The sequence below is a fragment of the Curvivirga aplysinae genome, assembly GCF_009711445.1.
GTDB classification, from domain to species: domain Bacteria; phylum Pseudomonadota; class Alphaproteobacteria; order UBA8366; family Aestuariispiraceae; genus Curvivirga; species Curvivirga aplysinae.
On sequence record NZ_SMMC01000167.1, the window covers coordinates 1 to 24,878 of the forward strand.

Below are 24,878 nucleotides of genomic sequence, written 5' to 3' on the forward strand. Positions count from 1 at the left end.
AGTAGCTAAAGGAAAAGAAAATACAAATAAGAAAGGGACCCAGCCCGTGACAAATGAATTAATTACACTCGTAGAACGTCTCCACCGCCGCTTTTTGGATCTCGTTCGACTTGAATTACAGAATAATGGCATTCGTGATATTAATGCAGTTCAAGCCTTAGTTTTAACCAATATTGGTGAAGGTGAGGTGCTTGTACGAGATTTGATAGAACGTGGTTATTACTTAGGGCAAAATGTAAACTATAGTATCCGTAAACTCGTTGATTATGGATATTTAGAACAGCAACGTGATGAACATGACAAAAGATCTGTACGTGTGAAAGTCACTGATCAGGGTAAAGAAATTTTACCTTTGGTTGAAAAAGCAGTTACTGTTGGACAACATGATGATGAAGCGAATGACAATTCCATGACTGAGGGTGAAATGGCTGATTTATGCTCTAAGTTGAAACTAATTGAGCGTGGATGGTCTGAACAAGTTCAATATGGTTATCGTCGTTTCTAAATGATTATAAATGCTTAACCCTTGACGAAATAGGAGTAAAAGTTTAACTCCTATTCTCATCAGGGTTATGTTAGTCTTGCACTATACTTGTAAGAACATTCAATAGAAATAAGGCTTTGTTATGGAAGTACGTATCTTTAAACCTGCTAAAACTGCTATGCAGTCTGGTCGTAATAATCTCAAGAAGTGGGTGTTAGAATTTGAACCAACAGACCGTGCCGCTGCTGATCAGTTGATGGGCTGGGTTGGCTCTGCCGATACAAATAAACAAGTACAATTGAAATTTGAAACCAAAGAGGAAGCCGTTGCATATGCGACTAAACGCGGCTTTGCTTATACAATTTCTGAAGAGAAGATTAGAAAAATAAAACCAAAGGCTTATGCGGATAATTTTGCAGCGGATCGCCTGTTTCCCTGGACACATTAGTTGGTTTAAACATAATTAGCAGCTGCCCTAATTGTTCGATTTGGGCTTTTTCTTTGAGTTGAAATATTTTTACGTTATATGGTCGGTAATGGCTTGAGATATCTGAAACTGGATGATAAGTTCCGATCCGATTAAAAGATGGTCCCGTAGCTCAACTGGATAGAGCAATTGACTTCTAATCAATAGGTTGGGCGTTCGAGTCGTCCCGGGATCGCCATAAAGGCCTCTGAATTTCAGAGGCCTTTTTGCTTATGATATTTGCGATAGCTTTATTTTAATTTCTTCGGCATCGAGATGATGAAAGAAATGATCAAGTTCTGGAATATAGTCATAAAAACTACCGTCATTGAAAATAGAGTCATTTTGGCGGAAATAGCAATATGCCTGATAGAGAGCTGTTTGATCAACAAACCATAAATCTGTGGATGATTCTTCAATCCTTTTTGCTATAATTTTAGCAGTTAAATCTGCAATTTTATATCCGTTACTTCCCTGAAAAGCTGTAAGGGCAGCATATTCATATCCACCTGGGCCAAAACTTGGTCGCTTAAAGCGAATATAGTCGTAATCTTTTATTGCATTAGGGATTGGTGTTAAATCTACTTTTGCAATCATATCGATATCAAAAGTCATAATTGGTGATTTATATCGCTTTAAAAGGCTCGTCAACATGAAGAAACGTAAACTTGCATAATATGGTGATTTCTCCATATTTATTTCAGATGGTTTTGTGTTCAAACTGATTTTTAAATCTATGTTTGGGCATGCTGCTTTGATTTCATCAATAAGAGAAGGGGTTTCAGCATCAGGATCGATAATATGGAGATGGAAAATATTATCTGTTGGCCAAAATTGATTCAACGATTGAAAGAAATCACGACCAAATGTTTTTGTATAATGTTTGTCTGCTGCAACCAAACCTATAGGCAGAGGTGATGTTTCGGGGGGATCCTGCCAATCTATTTCACCAACAAATTTAGAAAGATATGTTGTGGATTTTGTTGTCAGCTTGTTGACATCTTCAAACGAAATCAGATTCACGCATTGTCTATAAGTAGAAAATAAATCCGCATTTTCTTGAATTTTAAGTTCATCCTTATTTTCCAAAAATAGTTTTTTGCACTCAAGAAAGATCTTATTCGCATTTTTTAACTGATCTAGTTCTAATAACAAATGTCCATAGTGATAGAGAATAAGTACATAATCTGCGCGCTCTTTTGGCCAGTTTTGAACCAAAAATTCGAGTATTCTCTCTTGTCGGGTGGACGCAAACCCCATCATTGACGCTAAAGTTACAATAGGACCATCTGAAAAATGAGTATGTCGTTGATCCAAGATTCGCAATGCTGCAGGAATATTTCCAGTTGCACAAGCACAAGCCATCATACCACTCCAATTCTGTGGATCAGCAGGGGATAACAGCATGTTTTCCTGAAACTTTTGTAAAGCTTCGTTAGGATTACCAGACAATAAAATTTGCCAAAGTTGTTTCACATTCAAATCAGTATCAATCATATGTTAAGAATATCTGATTCATGTTGCCTATAAAGAAAAAGCTGTATTCTTTCGAATACAGCTTTTTAAATTTCATTGGTTTAAAATGTTTATACAAATTTAGAACCAAAGATCACTTCCGGTAGCCAGTTAGCCAAGCCTGGGTTTAGGGCAAGAATAACCAAAGCTACAATTTGAATAACGACAAAAGGTAACACACCTTTGTAAATATCTGTTGTTTTCACTTCTTTTGGTGCAACACCCCGTAAATAGAATAAAGCAAATCCAAAAGGAGGCGTTAGGAATGATGTTTGTAGATTCATCGCCATCATAATGCCAAGCCAAACTGGGCTTACCCAATCGTTTTGCAACAAGATAGGCGCAACGATTGGCACAACCACGAATGTGATTTCGATAAAATCCAAGAAGAAACCTAATACAAACATGACCAGCATGACCATAATGATCATACCCCATTCACCGCCAGGAATAGCGGTTAGAAATTCTTGTACAGCCTCATCACCACCAAAGCCGCGGAATACAAGACTGAACATTGCCGCGCCGATCAAAATGATGAATACCATAGAGGATATTTCCATGGTGCCACGGTTGACTAAGCGAAGAATACCAGCACCCCATACACGCCATAAAGAAACCAACAACCCCCAAACAAGGAATAGGCCACAGATAAAGGCTGCAACAATTGCTGCCATGTCACCAGTTGGAATTTCATTACGCAAAATACGCATATCAAAAAACGCTGATAGGAAAAGCATAACAACCAAAGAAGCCGCTGATAAGTAGATTGCGGTATTTGAACCTTTATCGATAGCTTTTAAGATACCACGTAGGATATGTAGATGTGTTGCTGCTGTTGTTACAATCATACCGATCGTAGCAAGGATCCAAGGCATATCTAACATAGAACCGATCAACATGAAGGTCAGGAAGCCACCAATCGCAGCACCTAATAAACGTGATAAACGTGCTTGTCCATCAGGTGTATTCAACTCAAGAATTCTTGGCATCTTTAATTCTTCAACACGGATACCTGCAAGTAAAGTTGCACCCATAGCACCAACTGCTGCGGCTTCAGTTGGTGTGGCAATACCAGCTAAAATGGAGCCTAACACTGCAACGATAAGAACAACTGGAGGAATGAGTGCATGCATTACTTTTGGAAGTAGAGCAGCATCTTCCCCAAATTCTTCTGCTGGAATAGGGGGGGAGGATTCAGGTTTAATAACCGCATAAATCAATTGGTAAAGAATATACATACCCACAAGCATCAAGCCTGGAAGCAATGCACCAGCAAACAAATCCCCAACAGATAAAGGTTCCGGAGACCAGTTACCAACAGCACGTTGTGCATCAACATATGCGTTTGAAATTTGGTCACCCAATAATACCAATACGATGGAAGGTGGGATAATTTGTCCTAAAGTACCTGCTGCACAAATTGAGCCACAGGCCAATGATTTATCATAACCACGACGTAGCATGGTTGGTAAGGACATAAGTCCCATTGTTACCACGGTCGCCCCTACAATCCCTGTAGAAGCCGCGAGTAACATGCCAACGATTGAAACGGAAATACCTAGTCCACCACGCAAAGAGCCGAAAAGGCGTCCCATGGTTTCAAGCAATTCTTCAGCTACTTTAGACCGTTCAAGCATAACGCCCATAAACACGAATAAAGGAACTGCAATTAGCACTTCATTCCAGACAGCGCCGCCAAAAATACGGCTTGGAATATTGGCAATAAAGGCAAGGTCAAATACGCCTAACGCAAATCCAAGCAGTGCAAACATAAGTGCAACGCCGGATAATGTGAATGCAACAGGAAAACCGAGCATCAAAAAGATGCAGGCTGCTGCAAACATCCCGAGATCAAGATATTCTACCATCATTAAATGCCTTCGTGTTCTTCGTCTTGAGTTGCTTCTTCATCGCCAGTCAGCACACGAAGAGAATGAATAGCCATTGAAATGCCTTGTAATATCAACAATACCAGCATTACAACCATGGCAGATTTCAAAATAAAGACAGCTGGAATGCCGCTTGTTTCTTTTGATTTTTCAAATATTTGCCAAGAAGAGGCCACATAAGGCCAAACGTAATAAAGCATGCCTACACATACTGGTAATAATAATGTAAAGAAGCCGAAAATATCGACCATTGCTTTTTTACGAGGTGAAGCGCCGCGATAGAAAATATCTACCCGCACATGACCACCATGAAGCAGCGTATAACCTGCACCTAACATAAATAATAAACCATGCATATAAATGATGGATTCTTGCATAAAAATGGAACCGTAGCCAAATACGTAACGCAAAACTACGACCAAAAACTGAACCACAACCATGAACAACGCCAGCCAGCATATAGACATACCAAATTGCTGATTGATGCGATCAATGAAGCGGGCCAGACAAGCTAAAACTTGCACAGACACCTCCCACTTGATGTTCTAAACTTTATAAATTAGGGCAGACCCCCAAATTTTTACAATATTGAGCCGCATTATAGTCGTCAAACCCGCAGATACCAGCCAAAAATGATCCAAAATACTGAAAATTCACAAATTTAGTGATGTTTTGGAATAAGTATTAGGTGCAAGAATGAAGGAATAACTGAAATTTTCTTTCTGTTAGCTTGCGAAAGCTATTATTTAAATATAGCTGAAATTTTGCTGCGAATATGTCGAGTTTTGGCAAAAAAATAGCCTCAGAACCAAAGTTCCGAGGCTATTCCTATTACTTTTCAGTAACTGATTCTGATTACTTGCTATATTTGAATGGCAAGTTACGTGCATCAGCGTAAGCACGTTCAGAAATTTTCGCATAAGGAATTACATTCTTACGGAAGTTAATGAAGCTGTTGTAGATTTTTGCTCCTAGTGGATCAACATCGCCCACTTCACCAACAACTTCACCAGATGCACCACCAATTGCATTCAATACATCGTTAGAGAACTGGCGTAATTGAACACCATGTTTGTTCAACAATGTATCCAACGCAGCAGCATTACGTGCGTTATATTCTGCATACATTTCATTGTTTTCAGAACGTGCACATTCTTGGATCAATGTTTGTTGAGAAGGTGTTAGGCTATCCCAAACGCCTTTGTTTACACCAGCAGCCAAAGTTGAACCTGGCTCATGGAAACCTGGCCAGTAGTAGTATTTGGTTACTTTATAGAAACCAAATGCCAAGTCGTTCCATGGACCTACCCATTCAGTCGCATCAATAGCACCAGATTGTAGGGATGGGAAAATCTCACCACCAGGTAATGTAATAGCGGATGCGCCAATACGACGAAGCACCTCACCACCAAGACCCGGCATACGGATTTTCAAGCCTTTGTAATCTTCTAGAGAGTTGATTTCTTTGTTGAACCAACCGCCCATTTGAACGCCTGTATTACCACACATAAGACCTTTGACATTGAACTCTGCAGACAATTCGTCCCATAATTCTTGGCCACCGCCATGTTGGACCCATGCGTCCATTTCATTGGCGGTCAAACCCATTGGTACCGCTGTGAAGAAGTTAAATGCTTTATGCTTACCTTGCCAATAATATTCTGCGCCATGATACATGTCTGCAGAACCTTGAGATACAGCATCAAAAGACTCAAGCGCAGGGACCAATTCACCAGCAGCGTATAGTTTAACAGTCAATTGACCGTCAGAAGCTTTGGTTACTTTGTCGGCAAAGCGCTGAGCACCAGTGCCAAGGCCTGGAAAGCCTTTTGGCCAAGTTGTAACCATTTTTAATTCGCGTTTACCAGAAGCAATTGCTGGTGCAGAAAGTGTACTTGCAGCCGCGGCAGCACCCGCAGCAATAGAAGCACCTTTCAGGAAATCACGACGTTTCATTATTACCGTCTCCCAATTTAGGTTAAAAAATTATCCGATGAACTGTAAATCCCTGTTTAGCCAATCCATCCTTATTATTTTTGAATAACATAATTTTCTCTTGTTATTCAAAACTCTTGATAAAGTTATAGCGTAATTACTTTTTACGCAATAATTGGATGACGGAAATGAATGAAATTTTTAAGAAATTGTATGAAGATGCCTTTGGGGGGCGGCAATTAGAATGTTACAATTTGTTCCAATGCCCTTTGTCATAATATTCTAAAGGGGTAAAACGTTCTTTATAAGCCATTTTTGCACTGTCTTTAATCCAGTACCCTAAATATACATATGGAAGATATTCATTTTCCATTTTTTGAATCATATCTAAAATTATAAAGCTACCAAAACTTCTTTCACGTAAATCAGAATCAAAGAAGCTATAAACAGCTGACCATCCATCTGGTAAGATATCTGTTAAGCATGCTGCTTTTAGAATATTGTCTTTATCACGATATTCTATGATTCTGGTATCAACAGGACTGAGTTTTATCATATTTTCAAAGTCGTAGCGCGACATATCAGCCATTTCACCATCGTGATGACGTGATGTGACATATTTTTTAAACAAAGCATATTGTTCATCTGTAACATTAATACCTTTGATTTCGGATGTGAGGTCAGAATTTTTACGCAGAATACGTTTCCATCCTTTTTTCCAATCAAAGTTATTTACGTTGATACGCACGGACTTACAGGCATTACAACTGGGGCATGTCGGGCGATAGATGATATTATGAGAGCGGCGGAATCCTGCTTGGCTCATTCTGTTAAACTGATATTGTGCCCATTCACCGCTTACTTCAGTAAAAAGTTGTTGTTCAACTTCGCCGTCAATATAGGGGCATTTCATTTTGTTAGACCGATGAAATATTTGTATCGGTGCAGGGCGTTGAATTGACATTCTTAACTACCAGTTATGATCACAAATTCTGGTTGCGTAAGCCAGAGATATCTATTTCACCTTAAATTTTATGATTTGTCTAGAAAATCACCCGGAATAACACGACTGTTACTTAAAATATCGTGCAGGCATCTGCCTTTATTATCAAATAAACACCATGCTAACAGAATACCACCGGTCATAGACAAAGTCATATAGAAGAGAATTACCTGAATAACAGCTTGTAGCCAGCTTAACCGTTGCCCTGTCGATGCTTCAATTTGAATTAAGCCCATCGCACGTTGTCCAAAAGTAGATTGGTTTGGCGAGGAGATTAGGAAGGAATGATAGAAGAGGGGAAGTAATAAAACGACAACAGCAATCAGCGGTGATAGTAATCCAAATGATGCTAAATTAATGAAAAATAAAGCTATACCAATTATCCCCAAAATAACCGCATCGATAATATAAGCAATTATCCGTTTGCCAATAATTGATTGCCCATCGCCAAAATCCGTTATTGTTTCACGTGCAGGATTCATACTGAGTTGGATTGGTGGTTTAATATTTGGATTGCTCATCTATTTTTTCCCAGATTGAAAAATACCATAAAGTATAGGTAAGTATTCATCTATATTCTACAAGGCAATTGTGCAAAATAAGACAAGAATGAACTACAACTGAGGAGCTTCATCCGGATTGAATAGGGAAGGTGAACCAGTTTCTGGTTCGCCAGTCATCTTATCCGTTGCTTGACGTATATAAACAATAACAACACGTCTATTTGCTGGCGCGCCCGGGTTATTCGCATCAAGAGGTTCGTAAGAAGCTTTACCTACGACGGCTTGAAAACGGCGAGGCGTGATTCCAGATTTTTGCAGTTGTCGGCGTGCTGATCCTGCACGATCAACAGAAAGTTTCCATTGATCTTCTTTTTCTTCTGCACCGTCTGTATGACCTGTTACAGAGACAGGATTTGGTAGGCGTTCACCATATTGTGCAATGAAGCGTAACAACATAACTCCATGCTCGGTAAGTTTCGCAGATTTATGCTCAAAGAGTGGCAGTTTCTCCTGATCAAGCATTTGAACTCGCAAACCTTCATCAGTCACATCAATCTTAATTGATTGTTTTAATTCTTTTAATTCTGGAGGTAGGTTGTCTAGAGCAGCTTCCATAAGCTCTTTGGTGCCATAGAAATTCTGTTCCTCCATAATTGGATCGAGACGTCCTTTTGAACCCGTTGACTCTTCATCTGCCGTACCAGAACCTTCGGTTTCTGAATCCTGAAGGCCTTGATCTCGTGGTGCAGAAATATCTGCTGCTGTATGGAGTTTTTCTTCCTCAGGGCCCGGTTCGGCAGATGTTATACCGCCAAACATACCGCCAGCACCACTTGGGTCAGCAGTCTTCTTAGTAGTCGGGGTAAAATAAGACGATACGCCTTTCAAGACTTCTTCTTCTGTCGCATTTAGGAGCCAAAGTAATAAGAAAAATGCCATCATTGCGGTTACGAAATCCGCATAAGCGATTTTCCAGGCACCACCATGGGCACCATCTTCTGCGATCTTTTTTACTTTGAATATGACGGGTTGTTCTTCGTCTGCCATTTCCTAACTCTTTCTCAATCTATTCCAGAGTTGGAACTTGCGTGCTAATCGCGGAATCATAATCCGGGAAAGTAAGCAAGATTGCCAAACGTCTATTACGTATTGAACCGGGATAGCGAGGGTCCAACAAATCAGATGCGCCTTTGCCACGTACCGTCACAATTTTTGAATCAGGAAGTCCTGCATTTACAAGCCATTCGCGTATCACGAAGGCGCGATCGGTAGATAATTCCCAGTTTGTATATTCGTCATCGCGAATAAAGCCGTTTCGTTCTGTATGAACAGTAATTTCAACTTCATTTGGAAGAGAAGACATTATACTTCCGACAACAGCGAGTAGCTGACGAGAATAACGTGTTAACTCGTCCGTATTTTCTTCAAATAAAGGTCGATCTTCCTGATCCAGAATTTGAACGCGCAAACCTTCATTGGTGATCTCAAACATCATACTTGTTTGGATTTCTCTTAGAAGTTCTTGTTCCATAACAGATTGGCGTAACTGTTCCATCGCCTCATTAAGGCGTTCATTGCGTTGTTCTTCCTGAACTGCAGCAGCTTGTTCTGTTTCTGACAAATCTTCGTCTTCTCGTTCATCGCCCTCAAAGTCGCCTTCTGCTTCTTTACCATATGAAGGTAAAGCTACATTAATTTTTGGTCGAGAGCTTGCTGATCTCATTGCACCTTCGACTGCAACTGCCATACCAGCCATGGCTTCACCAACAGCAGCAGCATTTTCTGCTATGTTTGCCGGTGCAAAATATTCTGATAAGCCATTCATTTGATTTTCTGTGGTTGCGTTTAAAAGCCAAAGTAAAAGAAAAAAGGCCATCATCGCTGTTACAAAGTCAGCGTAAGCAATTTTCCAAGCGCCACCATGTCCCTCAGCGGGGATTTTTTTCTTTTTGGTAAGTATAAGCGGGGCGAGACCGTCATCACCTTCAAAAGCATCCGCCATCTATTTACTCCTACTTACCATTCAGATCATCAAACCTAATCAATAAGAGACTATCTTATGCCACTGGTGGCAAAGTACCGGTTGCTTCTTCCACTTCGGCAAAACTCGGACGCATATGTGATGCAAGAGCTTTACGAGCGAATTCAACAGAAACCTGAGGTGCATATCCTTGAAGATGAGCCAACATACCCATTTTCAGGCAATTCATATATGTGGCTTCTTCTTCCATCATTTGTTTTGCGTTACTCGCCAAAGGTGCGAACCAACCATAACAAAGAAGAATACCTAAGAAAGTACCTACAAGCGCACCCGCGATCAAACCACCAAGTACTTCGGGTGGTTCAGAAATTGACCCCATTGTCTTAATCACACCTAAAACCGCAGCAACGATACCTAGGGCAGGGAAACTTTCAGCAAGGTTTGTTAGCGCATGACCAACGGAATGATCTTCGTGGTGATGCACTTCTAACTCTAGATCCATTAAAGTTTCCAACTCATGAGGATTATCAGTGCCAAGTGTCATCAAACGAAGATAGTCACAGAAAAACTCTAACGCATGGTGATCATGTGACAAGGTTGGAAATTCTTTAAATAATGCACTATCGTGGGGGTTTTCTACATGTGGTTCAAGTGCGAGGGCACCTTTCTGCTTCATAAGTTTGAAAACTTGATATTGGCATAGAAGCAATTCCAAATAATCGGCAGCTTTATATTTAGGGCCTTTGAAAGTTTTCCCTAAACGGCCAAAACCAGCTTTAACAATCTTCATCGGATTTGAAATAATAAAAGCGGAAATACCCGAGCCAAAAATAATTACAACCTCAAACGGTTGGTTCAATACGGCTAGCTTACCGCCCATAGCAACATATGAACCGATCACACAAGCTACTACGGCAATCATTCCGATAAGAACAAACATATGGTGGACCCCATCACTTATGTTTAAAACTGCATTAACATATCAATTTCATGCAGATAGAAAAAGTCATTAATGTCGCATTTAGCCATGAATCGACAGGCGCGTCTATGCTTGTTTTGAAAATATTCTAATATTTTGAGTGAATTATGCGTTTTAATCAAATTTTAGAGAGTTCAATGTTAGAACTCCCAAATAAGTAATTTTGTTTGGCGTCGATCTTGTACAGGGATCATTTCCTTTGCAGGGAATTTCTCACTGTCAAAGCTATTACTTATTAATACGGCCCCTTTGGGAAGTTCCTTTTTACATTTTAGAAGTAACTTATCCATTGGGTGTGGGGAAAGGAAAGCATAGACAAGATCCGCATCTTTTATGGAAATATCCCAGATGGATTTCCTATGGATTTGCACATTCTTACAACCAGATAGCTTACATGCAATCCATAAGATAAACCAAGTTAGAGGAGCTGTTTCAATACCAATAAAATCCTTATTCGGATGGCGTTTTGCTAGTGGAATTAAAGCGCTACCTATACCGCATCCTAAGTCATAGAATTTTTCAATTTCAATTTTTTCGTCAATAAATTGAGAAAGTGTTTCTACTGTTTTTTTATTGCTAAGATATAATGGAACGCGATCTCTAAAACTGTTCCAGTTTAAAAGTAATAATCCACCAGCAAGAGTTGGATAAATCCATATTGGAAAGGATTGACCTTCCATAATTAGATAGGCTGTGGGCAAGATGGCAAAAATTGCGATCCACCAACGGGGAAGCTGAAAGGGGATGCAAAGAATCATTGCAGAGACAGCAAATATCGCTGTCTTTATCCATACAGCCAAATCAATTGAAATAATTAAAGTGGATGACCATACGATACCAAAAGCGCATATTGCCACGACAATGCCCGTTAAGGCTGTCGGGCCGGGAATTATTCCTTTTCTTATGAGTGCAGACTGCTCTTTTGAATTTGTCTTCATAAAGTTTGGAAATCCTGTCTTTTTGTCTCGCTAAACAACGGAAATTACGTTAATTAATGCATAATTACATTTGCTGATTTTAATGTCCGTAAGAAGAAAGAAAAGAAATAAATGTCTGATAATCCAATTGATCCGATGGAATTTCGTAATTGTTGTGGTCGTTTTGCAACTGGTGTTACCGTTGTGACAGGTAAATTAGCGGATGGCAGTCCTGTTGGTGTAACTGCAAATTCTTTTTCATCTGTTTCACTAGATCCTGCACTTGTTTTATTTTGTCTTGATAAGAAAGCTTTGAGCTTTGATGCGTTTTCACTGGATAGTCATTTTGCTTTCAATATTTTATCGGAAGATCAAATAGATGTTTCCAATAATTTTGCAAGCCAAGGCATCGATAAGTTTGAGAAGGCAGGATATAGTTGTAATGAATATGGTATACCGATTTTAAAGGATACTTTAGCCACAATTGAATGCAAAATGTATGCAATCCATGACGGTGGCGATCATCATATTATTGTTGGTGAGGTAACTAATATGGCGATGAAAGAATTAACGGACGACTCATCTGGCCGTCCGTTATTATATTTCTCCGGATCCTATGGGAAAATGTCCGATAAATAATTTTAAAGAATTAAGGGTGGCTTGATTAACAAGCCACCACATTTACAGCCAATCCACCTTGGCTTGTTTCTTTATACTTAGTATGCATATCAAGGCCGGTTTGGCGCATTGTTTCAATAGCTGTATCCAAGAATACAAAATGTTCACCATCCCCTTTGAGAGCCAGTGAGGCAGCATTGATTGCTTTGACCGCACCCATTGCATTACGCTCAATACATGGGACCTGAACAAGTCCTGCAACTGGATCACAGGTCATACCAAGATGGTGCTCCATAGCAATTTCTGCTGCGTTTTCAATCTGTTCGTTGGTGCCGCCTAATGCAGCACATAAACCTGCAGCAGCCATAGCACTTGCACTACCAACTTCGCCTTGGCATCCAACTTCAGCACCTGAAATTGAAGCGTTTAGTTTAATTAATGAACCAATAGCTGTTGCTGTCAGGATGAAAGTATGTACGCCTTCCATATCAGACGAAGGAACGATATCTTCGTAGTAGCGCAAAACAGCAGGTAAAATACCAGCTGCACCATTTGTAGGTGCTGTTACTACATTACCGCCAGCCGCGTTTTCTTCGTTAACCGCAATTGCCCAAAGACTTACCCAGTCCATCGCTTCGTGCGGGGAGTACATATTTGTACCACGGCTGTTTTTAAGTTGTTGGTGAATGTTTTTTGCACGGCGTTTTACATCTAGTCCACCTGGCAAAATGCCTTCTTGGCGCAAGCCGCGATCAATACATTTGCGCATTACTTCACGTAGACGATTCAAACCTGCCTCAACTTCCGCTTCATTGGATTTAGAAACTTCGTTGCGATAGACCATTTCTGAAATGGTTAAATCATGCTCTTTACCCATATCGAGCATCTGACGTGCGTCTTGGAATGGGTAGGGGAATTCGGTGTGATCCATTGGATTACCTTCGTTCAACTCATCTACAGTTGCAACGAAACCACCGCCAATAGAATAATAAATCCCTTCCTGAATGTCGTCGCCAGCAGCATTATAGGCAATGAAGCGCATGCCATTCGTATGACATGGAAGAAGATCGTTATAGCGGAAAACCATGTCTTCACTTTCGGTGAAGTTGATCATCTTTTTACCATCTAGATTTAAGCCACGTGATTCGCGGATTATTTCCAAAGTTTTGTGAGAACGATCCACATCAATTTTATCAGGCGTTTCGCCTGTTAACCCAAGTATAGTAGCTGTATCTGTACAGTGACCTTTACCTGTTAATGCAAGGGAACCATATAATTCTACAACAACACGTTTTGTGTTATCGAATTCACCGGATTCATGTAGATCATCCAAGAAACGGCGAGATGCAACCATGGGCCCAACAGTATGCGAGCTGGAAGGTCCAATACCGATCTTAAACAATTCAAATACGCTGAATGGCATGTTTCCTCACTATTCTAACTTTTAATGTTTATTTTTTGTTCGTTAATCTGATCACTCGATTAATGAAACTATAGTTTCACATCCATAAGAACCCTTCGGGAAAGGACATAGTTTTTTGCTAATGCGCCATTAAGGCATATATTTGGAAGAGTTTTAAAATGATCTTATGGCATCGAGATTATTTATGAATTTTAGTGAATGATGCTAATCCTTATAAGAATATTGCCTTTCAATGATAGGTCTTGACGCCAATTTTTAAACTGGCATTGTATAGACATGACGGGACGCGGCTCCACCGGGCTTTTTTTTGCAAGCTATGTGCCGGACTAAAACCAAGAAAATCATTTTCTGAACAGAGAATAAACATAATCCAGGTTTTTAGTCTTTTTTAGAGAGATAGTATTTAATTTGATAAAGGGGAAAACATATGTTGAGCCTCTTTATGACAATAGGAGAGGGTCGTTATGAGCAATAACAGCCACTTTGAAGATGTTGAAACCATGGTAGCTGCAATGAAACCGGGATATCCGGTTTATTGTTGGCGTCCTGCAGAATTGAAAAAGAACGCTGAGTTATTTTTAAATAACTTCCCTGGGCGTGTTCTATATGCGGTGAAATGTAACCCACATTTAACAGTTTTAAATGCATTTTACGAAGCGGGTATTCGTCATTTTGATACCGCTTCTTTGGCCGAAATCGCAACAATTCGTGATAATTTCTCTGATGCAGATTGCTATTTCATGCATCCGGTAAAATCACGTTCTGCAATCCTATCTGCACATGATGTTTATCGTGTCGATCATTATGTGATTGATCATGAAGCGGAATTAAAAAAGATCATTGAAGTTACTGGCGGCGGTGATGGTCAGGTTGTGATTGTGCGTCTTGCAACACCACAATTTGATGCAGCTTTTGCCTTAGCGGATAAGTTTGGCGCAACACCTGATGAGGCTGTTGAATTGCTTAGAAAAGCATCTGCTGAAGGGTGTCAAACAGGGTTAGCTTTTCATGTGGGTTCCCAATGTCGTGATAAACAAGCGTTTGTGGAAGCTTTAAAAGTCGTTCGCGAAGTTATCGAAAAAGCGGATGTTAATATTCATTACTTAGATGTTGGGGGGGGATTCCCAGCTCATTATGTTGATGATAATCCTGAACCGTTGGAACGTTATTTTGAGACCATCAAGCAAGAAGTTCAAAAACTTCCTTTACGTGGTGATACAGTTTTAATGTGTGAACCAGGTCGTTCTTTGGTGGCAAGTGGGGCCTCTATTGTTGTGCAAGTTCACCTTCGCAAAGGTAACCAGCTTTATATTAATGACGGTGTTTATCATAATTTTTCTGAAGCACTAGTTGCGAAGATTAAGTTTCCAATGAAATTGATTCGCCCTAATCAAAAAGTATCAAATAAAACCGATATGTTTAAAATCTATGGTCCAACATGTGATTGCACTGATGTCTTTCCGTATGAAGTTGAATTACCTGATGATGTTGATGAAGGTGATTGGATTGAAATTGGTATGATGGGGGCTTATTCCAACTCCATGACAACAAAGTTTAACGGTTTCTTTGCGGAGACCTATGTGACGGTGGATGCGCCGATGTTACGCCCGGAAGAGCCATTGAATAAAACTGTGGCAAAAAAAGTAGAAGTGGAAGCAGCTGAATAGTAACGGCTTCTATTTTACTTGATCTTGGAAGATGTGAGGCTCATATAGAGACTCACATCTTTTTTGTTTGAGGCTTCAATATGTATAAATCAATTATTTCTGCTCTAGTTTTGGTGTTCAGCATTGTCGGATCATCCTATGCAGCTGATCGTCAGAGCATTTATCAAGAAGCTTTGATGGAGACAGGAAATTTGGTTTCGATATTGTCTGGAGCTCAAAGTAATAGAGCAACACGTGATCAAGCTGTGATTGTCGCTGAAGCTATTAAGCAACTTTCTTTCTCTGAGGCTGAAGGCCGAAAAGGCGATAAAATCGCCTTACCTTTGGGGTTTAATCAACCTGATCTTGAAACAACATTAGATATCTTGGATCAGAAAGCTGGTAGTATTGTTGATATTGAAGATGTGCCAAATGATTGGTTTACAGGCTACCTTGAAAAGGCAGAAGGCGAAATTCATGCGATGTTAAAAGAAATGGACGCAGGGGATACCACGTCCATTGAAAAATATTTATCGCAAGCTCAACAAGCTTATGAGTATTTGGAACTAATGGTTAAACCACCTAAATCATAGATAGATTAACTATTTTCTTTTAAAAATTTTGTGGCTTCTAAGGCGAAATAAGTTAGTATGCCATCACATCCTGCACGTTTGAAAGACATTAATGATTCCATCATGACCTTGTTTTTGTCGAGCCAACCATTGTGTGCGGCTGCCATCATCATAGAATATTCACCAGAAACCTGATAGGCGAATGTAGGCATTTGGAAACTGTCTTTGAGTTCTTTGACAATATCTAGATAGGGCATGCCGGGTTTAACCATGATCATATCTGCACCTTCTTCAATATCTAATGCAGCTTCACGCAGGGCTTCCTTACCATTTGAAAAATCCATTTGATAGGTGCGTTTATCACCTTTTAAAGCTGATGTTGATCCAACCGCGTCACGGAAGGGGCCGTAGAAGGCAGATGCATATTTTGCAGAATAGGCCATAATACGCACATCTTCATAGCCAGCAGAGTCTAAGCCTTTTCGAATGGCACCAATACGACCATCCATCATGTCTGAGGGTGCTACTGTATCACAACCCGCTTCTGCTTGAGTGAGAGCTTGCTTTACAAGAACATCAATTGTTTCATCGTTTAGAATAACACCGTCACGAAGCAAGCCATCATGACCATGATCTGTATATGGGTCCAAGGCCACGTCACACATAATGATGAGATCGGGATAAGCGGCACGAATTAATCGGGTTGCTCTATTCATTAAGTTTTCCGGATTAAGTGCTTCAAAGCCGTCTGATGTGCGTTTGTCGGGGGTTGTATAGGGGAAAAGGGCAATCGCAGGGATTCCCAATGCAACAGCTTCGCCTACAACTTCAACAATGCGATCAAGACTGTAACGGTTTACGCCGGGCATAGAATCGATCGGTTGAACTATATTATCGCCTTCCAATACAAATAGTGGCCAAATAAAATCAGCCGACGTCAAAACATTTTCTGCAACCAAACGACGGATGTTATGATTGCTGCGGTTTCGACGCATGCGAATTGGCAAGTCCAGCTTATTCATTGCGATCCTCTTTCTCGATCCCATTTTTCAATTTTATTAAAGTTTTGCTACCATATTGTCCTTTAATTCGCTTGGCAATCTGGATTTAGGTCAAAAATAAGAAAAGGTCGCTACCTTTGTGGTAACGACCTTAACAAATTAAAAGTTCAACTTTTAAAATGACTTACTTACGCTTGAGAGGCCGCAATTGCCTGTTCAAGATCAGCAACAATATCATCAATATGTTCAATACCGATAGAAAGGCGCACATAACTATCTGTTACACCAGATTTTTCTTGTTCTTCTGGGGTAAGCTGGGAATGAGTAGTTGTTGCTGGATGAATAGCTAAACTACGTGCATCACCAATATTGGCTACATGATAGAACATATTTAATGCATCAATAAATTTCGCACCTGCTTCACGGCCACCTTTAATATGGAAGCCAAGCAACGCACCATTGCCACCCGTTAAATATTTATCTGCGCGTGACTTTGCATCACCTTCTGCAAGAGATGGATGAATGACTGATTCAACAGCAGCATGTTCATTCAAGAATTTCGCAACTGCATTTGCATTTTCACAATGCGCGCGCATACGAAGAGGCAAGGTTTCAAGACCTTGAATTGTCTGGAAGGCATTGAATGGACTTGTGGCGCCGCCAAGATCACGAAGCAATGTTACGCGTGCTTTAAGAATATATGCGATCGGGCCAAGTGGTTTAACAGCTTGTGACCAAATAGCACCATGATAGCTTGGATCAGGGGTGTTGAGTGCAGGTTGACGATCTGCATGTGCTTCCCAGTCGAAATTACCGCCATCAATCAAAACGCCACCCATGCTTGTACCATGGCCGCCAATATATTTAGTGGTAGAATAAAGAACCACGGCAGCACCATGTTCAAGCGGGCGGCAAAGGAGAGGGGCTGCGGTATTATCCATGATTAATGGTATACCATATTCACGGCCAATAGCAGCGACTTCAGCAATTGGGAAAACGTCTAGTTTTGGGTTTGGTAAAGATTCCGCATAGAAAACGCGTGTTTTATCATCAATCGCATTGCGGAAATTTTCCGGATCAGATGGATCGACGAAACGTACTTCAATGCCTTGATCTTTTAAAACATTCGCGAAAAGATTCCATGTTCCACCATAAAGATGTGCAGAAGAAACAATGTTATCGCCGGCTTTCGCAAGGTTTTGAATTGCATATGCAGAAGCTGTCTGTCCGGAAGAAAGTGCTAGTGCTGCCACGCCACCTTCGAGCGCAGCTAGGCGTTTTTCAAGAACATCTGTTGTTGGATTCATGATGCGCGTATAGATATTGCCCAATTCCTCCAAACCGAAAAGTTTACGTGCATGTTCTGCGCTATCAAATTCATATGCTGTAGTTTGATAAATTGGCACAGCGACAGAATTTGTCGCTGGATCAGAGCGATAGCCAGCATGAAGGGCGATTGTCTCTGGATTATTGCTTTCAACTGTCATTATTCTAGCTCCCTAAAAGCGGTGAAATTTTACTCTGTGATTAGATGTAGGTCAGAACGGTTTGTTCGTCAAGCCGAATTTTTGTTCATTAAAAAGAACATGTATAATGTTAGAAACTTGGTGAAAAGCCTTCCTCTTTTAAAGCGGCTTGGACTTCTGGGAGAACTTTTACACGCTCTAAATAGTTTTTTAGGGCTCCGTGACTTAAAGGCCCATTTTGAATTTTAAATTCATGTGCCCAATCAGATAACATAAGCAAGAAATAGTCGATAAGATACGGAGTATCCCCAAGTAGAAAACTACGCTTATCTTTGAGTTCTTCAGCAACAATATTAAATGCAGTAGAAATATGTTTCTCCATGGCCGCCTGATTTGCAGGAATGGATTTACTATCTGATGTATAGCGATCTGCATAATAATAAACGAGCAGATATGTTTGAATGGTATTTGTGAAATACATTAACCATTTATAGGCATGTGATCTCGCATCACTACGCAGTGGCGGTAATAAATTGGCTTGCGGATGATGATCGGCGATATGCAAACTAATCGCCGCTGTTTCATACAAGACTAGTGGCTCATCTTTAACAGTGTTATCGATAAGGACAGGGATGCGGCCATTAGGATTAAGCGACAGATATTCTTCACCTAAATGTTCCTTATTATACATATCTACCTGTATGAATTCAAAATCTGCTTCTGTTTTGATAAGGCAAATATGAGGGGTGAAACTAGCAACATTTTTTGCGCCATATAGTTTATACATTTTCTTGTCCCTTTTTATATCCGCATGACCATAAAATGGATAATTAAAAAGCGCTAGAAGTATTTGATGTTGTAATCACAAAATCCATAACATACGGAGCCGTATGGTTACTGTGATCTGAGTTTGTTGACATTTAACATACGCTACCGTATGGTCCTGACGTGTGAATAAGCATTCTGCTAAAAATTAACTGTAAAGTTTTGGAGAAATACAGTGGATTTTCAGTTGTCTGAAGAACAAATTGCGATTCAAGATATGGCGCGTTCTTTTGCCGAAAATGAGATGATGCCCTATGTAGAGGAATGGGATGAAAAGAAAATATTTCCCGTTGATACCCTTCGTGCAGCCGCTGATTTAGGATTGGGTGGAATTTACAGCGATCCTGACTATGGTGGGTCAGGTTTAGGGCGTTTGGATTCTGTAGTGATTTTTGAAGAACTGGCTGCCGCATGTCCTTCAACGGCTGCATTTTTATCTATTCACAATATGGCAAGCTGGATGGTGAGCCAGTTTGCGTCTGACACATTAAAATCCAAGTATCTCCCTGATATGTTATCTATGAACAAAATAGCGTCTTATTGTTTGACGGAACCCGGATCTGGTTCTGATGCTGCTGCTTTACGTAGCACAGCTGAACTCGATGGGGATGAATATGTTTTGAATGGGTCAAAGGCCTTTATCTCAGGTGCTGGGCGTAGTGATGTATATGTTGTGATGGTTCGAACTGGCGATGAGGGCCCTAAAGGCATTTCTTGCGTTATTGTTGAAAATGGAACTGAAGGTTTAAGCTTTGGTGCACAAGAACGTAAGATGGGTTGGAATAGTCAACCAACGGCTCAGGTCCAATTTGATAATTGTCGTATTCCTGTTTCCAATCGCGTTGGTAACGAAGGGGATGGCTTCAAAATTGCGATGGCAGGGCTTGATGGTGGACGTTTGAATATAGCGGCATGTTCTATTGGTGCTGCACGTGCTTCGATTACAGCCACAATTCAATATATGAATGAACGAAAACAATTTGGAAAACCGTTGGCAGCATTTCAGGCGCTGCAGTTCCGCCTTGCCGATATGGCAACAGAGTTAGATGCAGCGCGCTTGATGTTACATCGCGGCGCAACAAGTCTTGATAATAAAATTCCAGAAGCAACGAAACATTGTGCAATGGCAAAACGGTTTGCCACAGATGTCGGGTTCAATGTGGTGAATGAAGCACTTCAATTGCATGGTGGTTATGGATATTTGCGTGACTTTCCATTGGAACGTTACTTAAGAGATTTACGGGTACATCAGATTTTAGAAGGCACCAATGAGATTATGCGTGTGATTATAGCGCGTGCCATGCTTCAGGAATAATTTTATTTAATGACAAAGTCTTAATTTAAATCAATTGATCGAATGTCATAGGGCCGTTATCGTGTCACAAATTTGATCCGAATTAATAAAATCAAGAAAGAGAAACCACATGGAAGCTGAAATTCTATTTGAGGAAAAAGGTGGTGTAGGCATTATTACACTTAACCGGCCTAAAGCCTTGAATGCGTTAACTCTGGGAATGATCCGTGCAATGGACCCACAGTTAAAAGAATGGGAAACAAAAGATTCTATTCATATGGTTTTAATTCAAGGTGCAGGGGAGAAAGCTTTTTGCGCCGGCGGTGACGTACGTGCTGTGTGGGAAGCTGGACACAACGGCGACGATCTTACCGATGCTTTCTTCCGTGAAGAATATATTTTGAACCGACGTATTCATCGCTTTCCGAAACCATATGTTGCTCTGCTTGATGGCGTGACAATGGGAGGCGGGGTTGGTCTTTCGGTACATGGTAGTCATCGTATTGTGACGGACACTACCTTATTTGCGATGCCGGAAACTGCGATTGGCTTATTCCCGGATGTTGGGGGTAGTTGGTTCTTGAATAAATGCCCGGGCGAAAGTGGTATGTATCTGGCACTCACAGGTGCGCGTTTAAAAGCGGCTGACTGTATTGCGGTCAATATGGCCACTGATTATGTGCTTTCAGAAAAAATGGATGCATTGTTGGAGGCATTTACTTCTGCTGATTGGTCTCATCCATATCCTGAAACGTTAGTGAATGAAATTATTGCGAAATTTGAGACAGATGCTGGAGAGGCACCGATCAAAAACGATTTTTCAGTAATTGATACATGTTTTGCAAAAGAGACTGTTGAAGAAATATGGTCAGCTTTGGAAGAAGAGGGCGGTGAGTTTGCGCAAATGGCTTTGAAATTTATGCGTAAGAAATCCCCCTTGAGTATGAAAATGAGTTTGAAGCAATTACGAGAAGGTAAAAAACTTACTTTTGAAGATTGTATGATTATGGAATTCCGATTGAGTCAGGCTTGTGTTGCCGGCACAGAGTTTTACGAAGGTGTGCGTTCCGTATTGGTTGATAAAGACCATGCCCCGAAATGGGTGCCTTCAACTTTGGAAAAAGTGACAGATGAAATGGTTGATTCTGCATTTGAACCAATTGGTGCAAGAGATTTAGAATTTTCTCATTAATAAGACAGCATTATGCTAGGAGGCTGTGATGGCTAAAGTTACGTTTATTGGTGTGGGTAACATGGGTGGCCCAATGGCGATCAACTTGATCAAAGCGGGACATGAAGTGACTGCAGTAGATTTGGTTGCAGAAAATCTTGAGAAATTAAAAACCGAAGGTGCTAAGGTTGCACATAGTGCTGCGGAAGTTATGGCAGATACGGAAGTCGTAATTTCTATGTTACCAGCGGGGCAACATGTGAAAGCCGTATATGGAAAAGATGTTTTCCCGCATGCAAAATCTGGCACATTGCTAATTGATTGTTCTACTATTGATGTTGACTCGGCGCGTGAAGTTCAATCACTTGCGACAGAAGCTGGATTCCCAATGGTTGATGCGCCTGTTTCAGGTGGTGTTGGCGGTGCTGCCGCAGGTACATTAACATTTATGATTGGCGGTGAAGATGATGCTTATGCAGCTGCAGAACCGTTTTTGCAGATTATGGGGGAAACGCTGGTCCATTGTGGAGGGGCAGGAAATGGTCAGGCTGCAAAAATCTGTAACAATATGATGTTAGGTATTCAAATGATCTCTGTTGCGGAAGCTTTTGCTTTAGGGGAAAAGTTAGGCTTATCTCATCAGAAGCTCTTTGATGTTTCATCTACCGCCTCTGGTCAATGCTGGAGTCTCACAACTTACTGTCCCGTCCCAGAAATGGTTCCGACATCGCCGGCAAATAATGATTATAAGCCGGGTTTTGCTTCTGCACTCATGCTAAAGGATTTACGATTAGCACAAGCTGCAGCTGAAAGTACAGGCGCAGTAACACCTTTGGGTGAACATGCGGAGCGACTTTACGAAGAATTTTCTGAATCAGGTGGGGCTGGTGTCGATTTCTCTGGTATTATCAAAATGTTACGAGAAATATAAATTTTTAGATAAAAACGAACTGATTTTTGCTGCTTTTTTTGTCCTTAAGTTTGAAAGAACTTGGAACATGCTGATACTATGATATAGTAAAGGCAAGGGAATAAGTAACTTAGGGACAAAAGAGCTGCGAAATGGCCGACAATTCTCCAGAACAAATTAAAGACGAATATATGAATGCGATCCGTTTGATTGAAAGATTGCATCGCCAATTCCTTGAGGTAATCAAGGGAGAGATCGATCGTATGGGCATTCGTGATATTAATAACATTCAGGCGCTTATTTTATATAATATTGGCACTGATGAATTGACCGTTGGTGAGTTAACTCATCGCGGATATTATCTTGGATCAAATGTTTCTTATAACGTGCGTAAAATGGTTGAAAACGGATATCTAATTCAGGAGCGTTCGGCACATGACCGTCGTTCTATTCGTGTTAGTCTTTCCGATAAAGGCAAAGAAGTACGTGATCGTGTGAATGAAATATTAGAAGCACAAGGCAACAAGCTTACCGATATTGGTATTAACTCTGAACAGTTACAATATACAGGTGCTGTTTTAAATCGTTTGGAACGTTTCTTACTACACACATATTCTTATTAAGTAGAATAAGAAGTATCGGGCTATATAAAAAAGGCATCTGAAAATCAGATGCCTTTCTTATTTGTATTTTGATAATTCTGTTAAACTCTAACTTTGACGCTTCGCTTGCATTTTTTCCGTTAGACTACGCAAAGCTTTTAAAATTCCATCTATTTTATGGTTTTGATAGACGTTCTGGAATTGATCGCGTTCCGTCTGTACCATACTTAGATCAGCAATCTTTACATCAAGTAGCTTCATTTCACCTTTGATTGTGCGAATGCGCCAACCAACCACAATGCCTTCTTGTCCAGGAACACCGATTTTTGTGAAAACCATTGCATCTGCTTTTCCTGCACGCACAGATTTGGTGATTTCCACATCTTGACCGTTATAGCTTCCAACTAAGCTTGAATATTTTGTTAAAAGATATTCTTTGAACAAGACATCATATTCGCTTTTCTGATCATCGGTAAGGCCGCGATATGGTTTTCCCAATACGATTCGACCAATCACATCATATGCCATTGTATCTTCAAGAACAGCATACATTTTATTCATCTTATCGGAAGCTGCGATACTTTCATCTTGAAGCAGAGTTATGGTTTGCTTAGAGATAGTTGTAACATATATCTTTGCGTTATCGAGATCAGTTTTCTCTGCTGCATGAGCAAGATTAATCGGCATCAAGCCGATCATAAAAAACATCGTAATTTTTGTTAAAAGCTTCAATACAGCCTCCTGAAGTATTAAGTTCCCGGTCCCATATATAATGAATAAATCGGAAATGAAAAGATTAGGATGAAATATTGCTGTGGTTTGAAAAAAGTCTCTTTACTTTAACCATATATTTTTACTTATTTAGATAGGCTATATTATAAAGGTAAATTAAGTATTAAGGGCTGAATATATCAAATGTCGATACCTAAGCATAAATTGTTACCGCGTGGTGCGTTAATTGAACTAGAGCAACATGGTAATTCTGTAAAAGTTAGCGCAATTGATCCTGTGAGCTTTATCGAGGTATCTATTGTCGGCCCAACAACAGCCAGCCAATCGGAGCTAGAGAATCTCGCTGTTAAAAAACTAATCTGGCGTTTGGAAAAAGTGATTAATGAAAAGGGATCCCAACAGAAAAAAGGTCCTCCATCTGGATGGGATATGTAAATAAACGCTACGAGTTTTTCCCTAGTCCAATTTTCTTGGCAAATTCAGATCGTTTGGCCGCATAATTTGGAGCAACCATTGGATAATCAGGAGATAATCCCCATTTAGCGCGATATTGCTCCGGGCTCATGCCATAAGTTGTGCGAAGATGACGTTTTAGCATTTTTAATTTTTTACCGTCTTCCAAGCATACCAAATAATCAGGGGTAATAGAGCTTTTAACAGGGATAGCCGCAACAGATTTACGTGCCCCTGTACGGTGCTCAATGCCATTTAACTTCGCAAAGCAGCTATGAACAGTTTTAATCACTTTGGAAATATCAGACGATTTCGCCTTATTATTACCTAAATAGGCACTCACAACTGTTGTTGTGAAGCGAAGTAAGTCCTGTTGGCTTGCTTTTTTTGTCATCATGCTACCTTGAAACATCCCCTTAATAACTGAATCTCGTTGATAAGGAGCGATTGGTCACAAATACCGATTCGCACTGACTCAAAAAAATTCAATATA

The 24,878-nt window shown here is 40.3% G+C and carries 26 protein-coding genes and 1 tRNA gene; 11 read left to right on the forward strand and 16 right to left on the reverse strand.

The window, feature by feature from the left end; translation table 11 throughout:
- From E1160_RS07615 to E1160_RS07625, 3 genes are all read left to right on the forward strand, one after another.
- Nucleotides 1-505 (forward strand): MarR family winged helix-turn-helix transcriptional regulator (locus tag E1160_RS07615; protein WP_218048776.1); only part of this gene is annotated, 505 nt, incomplete at its 5' end.
- Nucleotides 506-626: 121 nt separating this feature from the next.
- The gene (locus E1160_RS07620; RefSeq protein ID WP_155154548.1) at nt 627-932 is read left to right on the forward strand and encodes an ETC complex I subunit; all 306 of its coding nucleotides are present in this window, start codon (nt 627-629) and stop codon (nt 930-932) included.
- A 140-nt stretch (nt 933-1,072) separates the two neighbouring features.
- Nucleotides 1,073-1,149: transfer RNA gene (locus E1160_RS07625), tRNA-Arg, on the forward strand.
- Nucleotides 1,150-1,181: 32 nt separating this feature from the next.
- On the opposite strand, the gene E1160_RS07630 is transcribed toward E1160_RS07625, so the two are convergent.
- From E1160_RS07630 to E1160_RS07675, 10 genes are all read right to left on the reverse strand, one after another.
- On the reverse strand, nt 1,182-2,447 hold the full coding sequence (locus E1160_RS07630; RefSeq protein ID WP_155154549.1) for a tetratricopeptide repeat protein: 1,266 nt from the start codon (nt 2,445-2,447) through the stop codon (nt 1,182-1,184).
- 89 nt (nt 2,448-2,536) lie between these two features.
- Nucleotides 2,537-4,333 (reverse strand): TRAP transporter large permease, encoded by a 1,797-nt coding sequence (locus E1160_RS07635; protein WP_235914075.1) that lies wholly within the window; start codon nt 4,331-4,333, stop codon nt 2,537-2,539.
- A gap of 2 nt (nt 4,334-4,335) precedes the next feature.
- Nucleotides 4,336-4,878, reverse strand: a complete 543-nt coding sequence (locus tag E1160_RS07640; protein WP_328597135.1) for a TRAP transporter small permease subunit — start codon at nt 4,876-4,878, stop codon at nt 4,336-4,338.
- A 331-nt stretch (nt 4,879-5,209) separates the two neighbouring features.
- Complete coding sequence (locus tag E1160_RS07645; protein ID WP_155154551.1) at nt 5,210-6,310, reverse strand: TRAP transporter substrate-binding protein; 1,101 nt, start codon at nt 6,308-6,310, stop codon at nt 5,210-5,212.
- Nucleotides 6,311-6,536: 226 nt separating this feature from the next.
- Nucleotides 6,537-7,253 carry an arginyltransferase gene (locus tag E1160_RS07650; RefSeq protein ID WP_155154552.1) on the reverse strand — a complete coding sequence of 239 codons (717 nt, stop codon included), beginning with the start codon at nt 7,251-7,253 and terminating at the stop codon, nt 6,537-6,539.
- Between the two features lie 68 nt (nt 7,254-7,321).
- On the reverse strand, nt 7,322-7,813 hold the full coding sequence (locus tag E1160_RS07655; protein WP_155154553.1) for an RDD family protein: 492 nt from the start codon (nt 7,811-7,813) through the stop codon (nt 7,322-7,324).
- Nucleotides 7,814-7,906: 93 nt separating this feature from the next.
- The gene (locus E1160_RS07660; protein ID WP_155154554.1) at nt 7,907-8,842 is read right to left on the reverse strand and encodes a flagellar motor protein MotB; all 936 of its coding nucleotides are present in this window, start codon (nt 8,840-8,842) and stop codon (nt 7,907-7,909) included.
- 19 nt (nt 8,843-8,861) lie between these two features.
- On the reverse strand, nt 8,862-9,797 hold the full coding sequence (locus E1160_RS07665; protein ID WP_155154555.1) for a flagellar motor protein MotB: 936 nt from the start codon (nt 9,795-9,797) through the stop codon (nt 8,862-8,864).
- 55 nt (nt 9,798-9,852) lie between these two features.
- Nucleotides 9,853-10,716 (reverse strand): flagellar motor stator protein MotA, encoded by an 864-nt coding sequence (gene motA, locus E1160_RS07670; RefSeq protein WP_155154556.1) that lies wholly within the window; start codon nt 10,714-10,716, stop codon nt 9,853-9,855.
- A 179-nt stretch (nt 10,717-10,895) separates the two neighbouring features.
- Complete coding sequence (locus E1160_RS07675; RefSeq protein WP_155154557.1) at nt 10,896-11,693, reverse strand: class I SAM-dependent methyltransferase; 798 nt, start codon at nt 11,691-11,693, stop codon at nt 10,896-10,898.
- Nucleotides 11,694-11,804: 111 nt separating this feature from the next.
- Between E1160_RS07675 and E1160_RS07680 the strand changes: the two genes are divergently transcribed.
- Entirely contained in the window at nt 11,805-12,311 is a 507-nt protein-coding gene (locus tag E1160_RS07680; RefSeq protein ID WP_155154558.1) for a flavin reductase family protein, read from the forward strand.
- 25 nt (nt 12,312-12,336) lie between these two features.
- Here the strand turns inward: E1160_RS07680 and E1160_RS07685 are convergent, their stop codons facing one another.
- Nucleotides 12,337-13,713 carry an L-serine ammonia-lyase gene (locus tag E1160_RS07685; RefSeq protein ID WP_155154559.1) on the reverse strand — a complete coding sequence of 459 codons (1,377 nt, stop codon included), beginning with the start codon at nt 13,711-13,713 and terminating at the stop codon, nt 12,337-12,339.
- 464 nt (nt 13,714-14,177) lie between these two features.
- Here E1160_RS07685 and E1160_RS07690 point away from each other — a divergent pair, with 464 nt between their 5' ends.
- On the forward strand, nt 14,178-15,380 hold the full coding sequence (locus tag E1160_RS07690; RefSeq protein ID WP_235914076.1) for a type III PLP-dependent enzyme: 1,203 nt from the start codon (nt 14,178-14,180) through the stop codon (nt 15,378-15,380).
- Between the two features lie 80 nt (nt 15,381-15,460).
- Nucleotides 15,461-15,952: a hypothetical protein gene (locus tag E1160_RS07695; RefSeq protein ID WP_155154560.1), complete on the forward strand. Its 492-nt coding sequence runs from the start codon at nt 15,461-15,463 to the stop codon at nt 15,950-15,952.
- Nucleotides 15,953-15,957: 5 nt separating this feature from the next.
- Here the strand turns inward: E1160_RS07695 and hemB are convergent, their stop codons facing one another.
- The 3 genes from hemB to E1160_RS07710 form a co-directional block, all read right to left on the reverse strand.
- Nucleotides 15,958-16,953 (reverse strand): porphobilinogen synthase, encoded by a 996-nt coding sequence (gene hemB, locus E1160_RS07700; RefSeq protein ID WP_235914077.1) that lies wholly within the window; start codon nt 16,951-16,953, stop codon nt 15,958-15,960.
- Between the two features lie 167 nt (nt 16,954-17,120).
- Nucleotides 17,121-18,419 (reverse strand): O-acetylhomoserine aminocarboxypropyltransferase/cysteine synthase family protein, encoded by a 1,299-nt coding sequence (locus E1160_RS07705; RefSeq protein WP_155154562.1) that lies wholly within the window; start codon nt 18,417-18,419, stop codon nt 17,121-17,123.
- A 109-nt stretch (nt 18,420-18,528) separates the two neighbouring features.
- Entirely contained in the window at nt 18,529-19,185 is a 657-nt protein-coding gene (locus E1160_RS07710; protein ID WP_155154563.1) for a glutathione S-transferase family protein, read from the reverse strand.
- A 213-nt stretch (nt 19,186-19,398) separates the two neighbouring features.
- On the opposite strand from E1160_RS07710, the gene E1160_RS07715 reads away from it, so the two are divergent.
- The 4 genes from E1160_RS07715 (at nt 19,399) to E1160_RS07730 (ending at nt 23,221) form a co-directional block, all read left to right on the forward strand.
- Nucleotides 19,399-20,538 (forward strand): acyl-CoA dehydrogenase family protein, encoded by a 1,140-nt coding sequence (locus E1160_RS07715; RefSeq protein WP_328597136.1) that lies wholly within the window; start codon nt 19,399-19,401, stop codon nt 20,536-20,538.
- A gap of 109 nt (nt 20,539-20,647) precedes the next feature.
- A complete protein-coding gene (locus E1160_RS07720) occupies nt 20,648-21,709 on the forward strand; it encodes an enoyl-CoA hydratase/isomerase family protein (RefSeq protein WP_155154564.1) in 1,062 nt (353 codons plus the stop codon).
- 28 nt (nt 21,710-21,737) lie between these two features.
- Complete coding sequence (gene mmsB, locus E1160_RS07725) at nt 21,738-22,619, forward strand: 3-hydroxyisobutyrate dehydrogenase (RefSeq protein ID WP_155154565.1); 882 nt, start codon at nt 21,738-21,740, stop codon at nt 22,617-22,619.
- Nucleotides 22,620-22,750: 131 nt separating this feature from the next.
- Nucleotides 22,751-23,221 (forward strand): MarR family winged helix-turn-helix transcriptional regulator, encoded by a 471-nt coding sequence (locus E1160_RS07730; protein ID WP_235914078.1) that lies wholly within the window; start codon nt 22,751-22,753, stop codon nt 23,219-23,221.
- 87 nt (nt 23,222-23,308) lie between these two features.
- Here the strand turns inward: E1160_RS07730 and E1160_RS07735 are convergent, their stop codons facing one another.
- Nucleotides 23,309-23,932, reverse strand: a complete 624-nt coding sequence (locus E1160_RS07735; protein ID WP_155154566.1) for an MlaC/ttg2D family ABC transporter substrate-binding protein — start codon at nt 23,930-23,932, stop codon at nt 23,309-23,311.
- A gap of 183 nt (nt 23,933-24,115) precedes the next feature.
- Here E1160_RS07735 and E1160_RS07740 point away from each other — a divergent pair, with 183 nt between their 5' ends.
- Nucleotides 24,116-24,367 (forward strand): DUF6898 family protein, encoded by a 252-nt coding sequence (locus tag E1160_RS07740; protein WP_218048777.1) that lies wholly within the window; start codon nt 24,116-24,118, stop codon nt 24,365-24,367.
- A gap of 7 nt (nt 24,368-24,374) precedes the next feature.
- Here the strand turns inward: E1160_RS07740 and E1160_RS07745 are convergent, their stop codons facing one another.
- Nucleotides 24,375-24,782, reverse strand: a complete 408-nt coding sequence (locus E1160_RS07745; protein WP_155154567.1) for a MucR family transcriptional regulator — start codon at nt 24,780-24,782, stop codon at nt 24,375-24,377.
- Between the last annotated feature and the right edge of the window lie 96 nt (nt 24,783-24,878).

What these genes read in the sequence shown, in the direction of transcription:
- E1160_RS07620 (WP_155154548.1), top strand. Translation starts at nt 627, where the DNA reads ATGGAAGTACGTATCTTTAAACCTGCTAAAACTGCTATGCAGTCTGGT.
- E1160_RS07630 (WP_155154549.1), bottom strand. Translation starts at nt 2,447, where the DNA reads ATGATTGATACTGATTTGAATGTGAAACAACTTTGGCAAATTTTATTG.
- E1160_RS07635 (WP_235914075.1), bottom strand. Translation starts at nt 4,333, where the DNA reads ATGGTAGAATATCTTGATCTCGGGATGTTTGCAGCAGCCTGCATCTTT.
- E1160_RS07645 (WP_155154551.1), bottom strand. Translation starts at nt 6,310, where the DNA reads ATGAAACGTCGTGATTTCCTGAAAGGTGCTTCTATTGCTGCGGGTGCT.
- E1160_RS07650 (WP_155154552.1), bottom strand. Translation starts at nt 7,253, where the DNA reads ATGTCAATTCAACGCCCTGCACCGATACAAATATTTCATCGGTCTAAC.
- E1160_RS07655 (WP_155154553.1), bottom strand. Translation starts at nt 7,813, where the DNA reads ATGAGCAATCCAAATATTAAACCACCAATCCAACTCAGTATGAATCCT.
- E1160_RS07660 (WP_155154554.1), bottom strand. Translation starts at nt 8,842, where the DNA reads ATGGCAGACGAAGAACAACCCGTCATATTCAAAGTAAAAAAGATCGCA.
- E1160_RS07665 (WP_155154555.1), bottom strand. Translation starts at nt 9,797, where the DNA reads ATGGCGGATGCTTTTGAAGGTGATGACGGTCTCGCCCCGCTTATACTT.
- motA (WP_155154556.1), bottom strand. Translation starts at nt 10,716, where the DNA reads ATGTTTGTTCTTATCGGAATGATTGCCGTAGTAGCTTGTGTGATCGGT.
- E1160_RS07675 (WP_155154557.1), bottom strand. Translation starts at nt 11,693, where the DNA reads ATGAAGACAAATTCAAAAGAGCAGTCTGCACTCATAAGAAAAGGAATA.
- E1160_RS07680 (WP_155154558.1), top strand. Translation starts at nt 11,805, where the DNA reads ATGTCTGATAATCCAATTGATCCGATGGAATTTCGTAATTGTTGTGGT.
- E1160_RS07685 (WP_155154559.1), bottom strand. Translation starts at nt 13,713, where the DNA reads ATGCCATTCAGCGTATTTGAATTGTTTAAGATCGGTATTGGACCTTCC.
- E1160_RS07690 (WP_235914076.1), top strand. Translation starts at nt 14,178, where the DNA reads ATGAGCAATAACAGCCACTTTGAAGATGTTGAAACCATGGTAGCTGCA.
- E1160_RS07695 (WP_155154560.1), top strand. Translation starts at nt 15,461, where the DNA reads ATGTATAAATCAATTATTTCTGCTCTAGTTTTGGTGTTCAGCATTGTC.
- hemB (WP_235914077.1), bottom strand. Translation starts at nt 16,953, where the DNA reads ATGAATAAGCTGGACTTGCCAATTCGCATGCGTCGAAACCGCAGCAAT.
- E1160_RS07705 (WP_155154562.1), bottom strand. Translation starts at nt 18,419, where the DNA reads ATGACAGTTGAAAGCAATAATCCAGAGACAATCGCCCTTCATGCTGGC.
- E1160_RS07710 (WP_155154563.1), bottom strand. Translation starts at nt 19,185, where the DNA reads ATGTATAAACTATATGGCGCAAAAAATGTTGCTAGTTTCACCCCTCAT.
- E1160_RS07720 (WP_155154564.1), top strand. Translation starts at nt 20,648, where the DNA reads ATGGAAGCTGAAATTCTATTTGAGGAAAAAGGTGGTGTAGGCATTATT.
- mmsB (WP_155154565.1), top strand. Translation starts at nt 21,738, where the DNA reads ATGGCTAAAGTTACGTTTATTGGTGTGGGTAACATGGGTGGCCCAATG.
- E1160_RS07730 (WP_235914078.1), top strand. Translation starts at nt 22,751, where the DNA reads ATGGCCGACAATTCTCCAGAACAAATTAAAGACGAATATATGAATGCG.
- E1160_RS07740 (WP_218048777.1), top strand. Translation starts at nt 24,116, where the DNA reads ATGTCGATACCTAAGCATAAATTGTTACCGCGTGGTGCGTTAATTGAA.
- E1160_RS07745 (WP_155154567.1), bottom strand. Translation starts at nt 24,782, where the DNA reads ATGATGACAAAAAAAGCAAGCCAACAGGACTTACTTCGCTTCACAACA.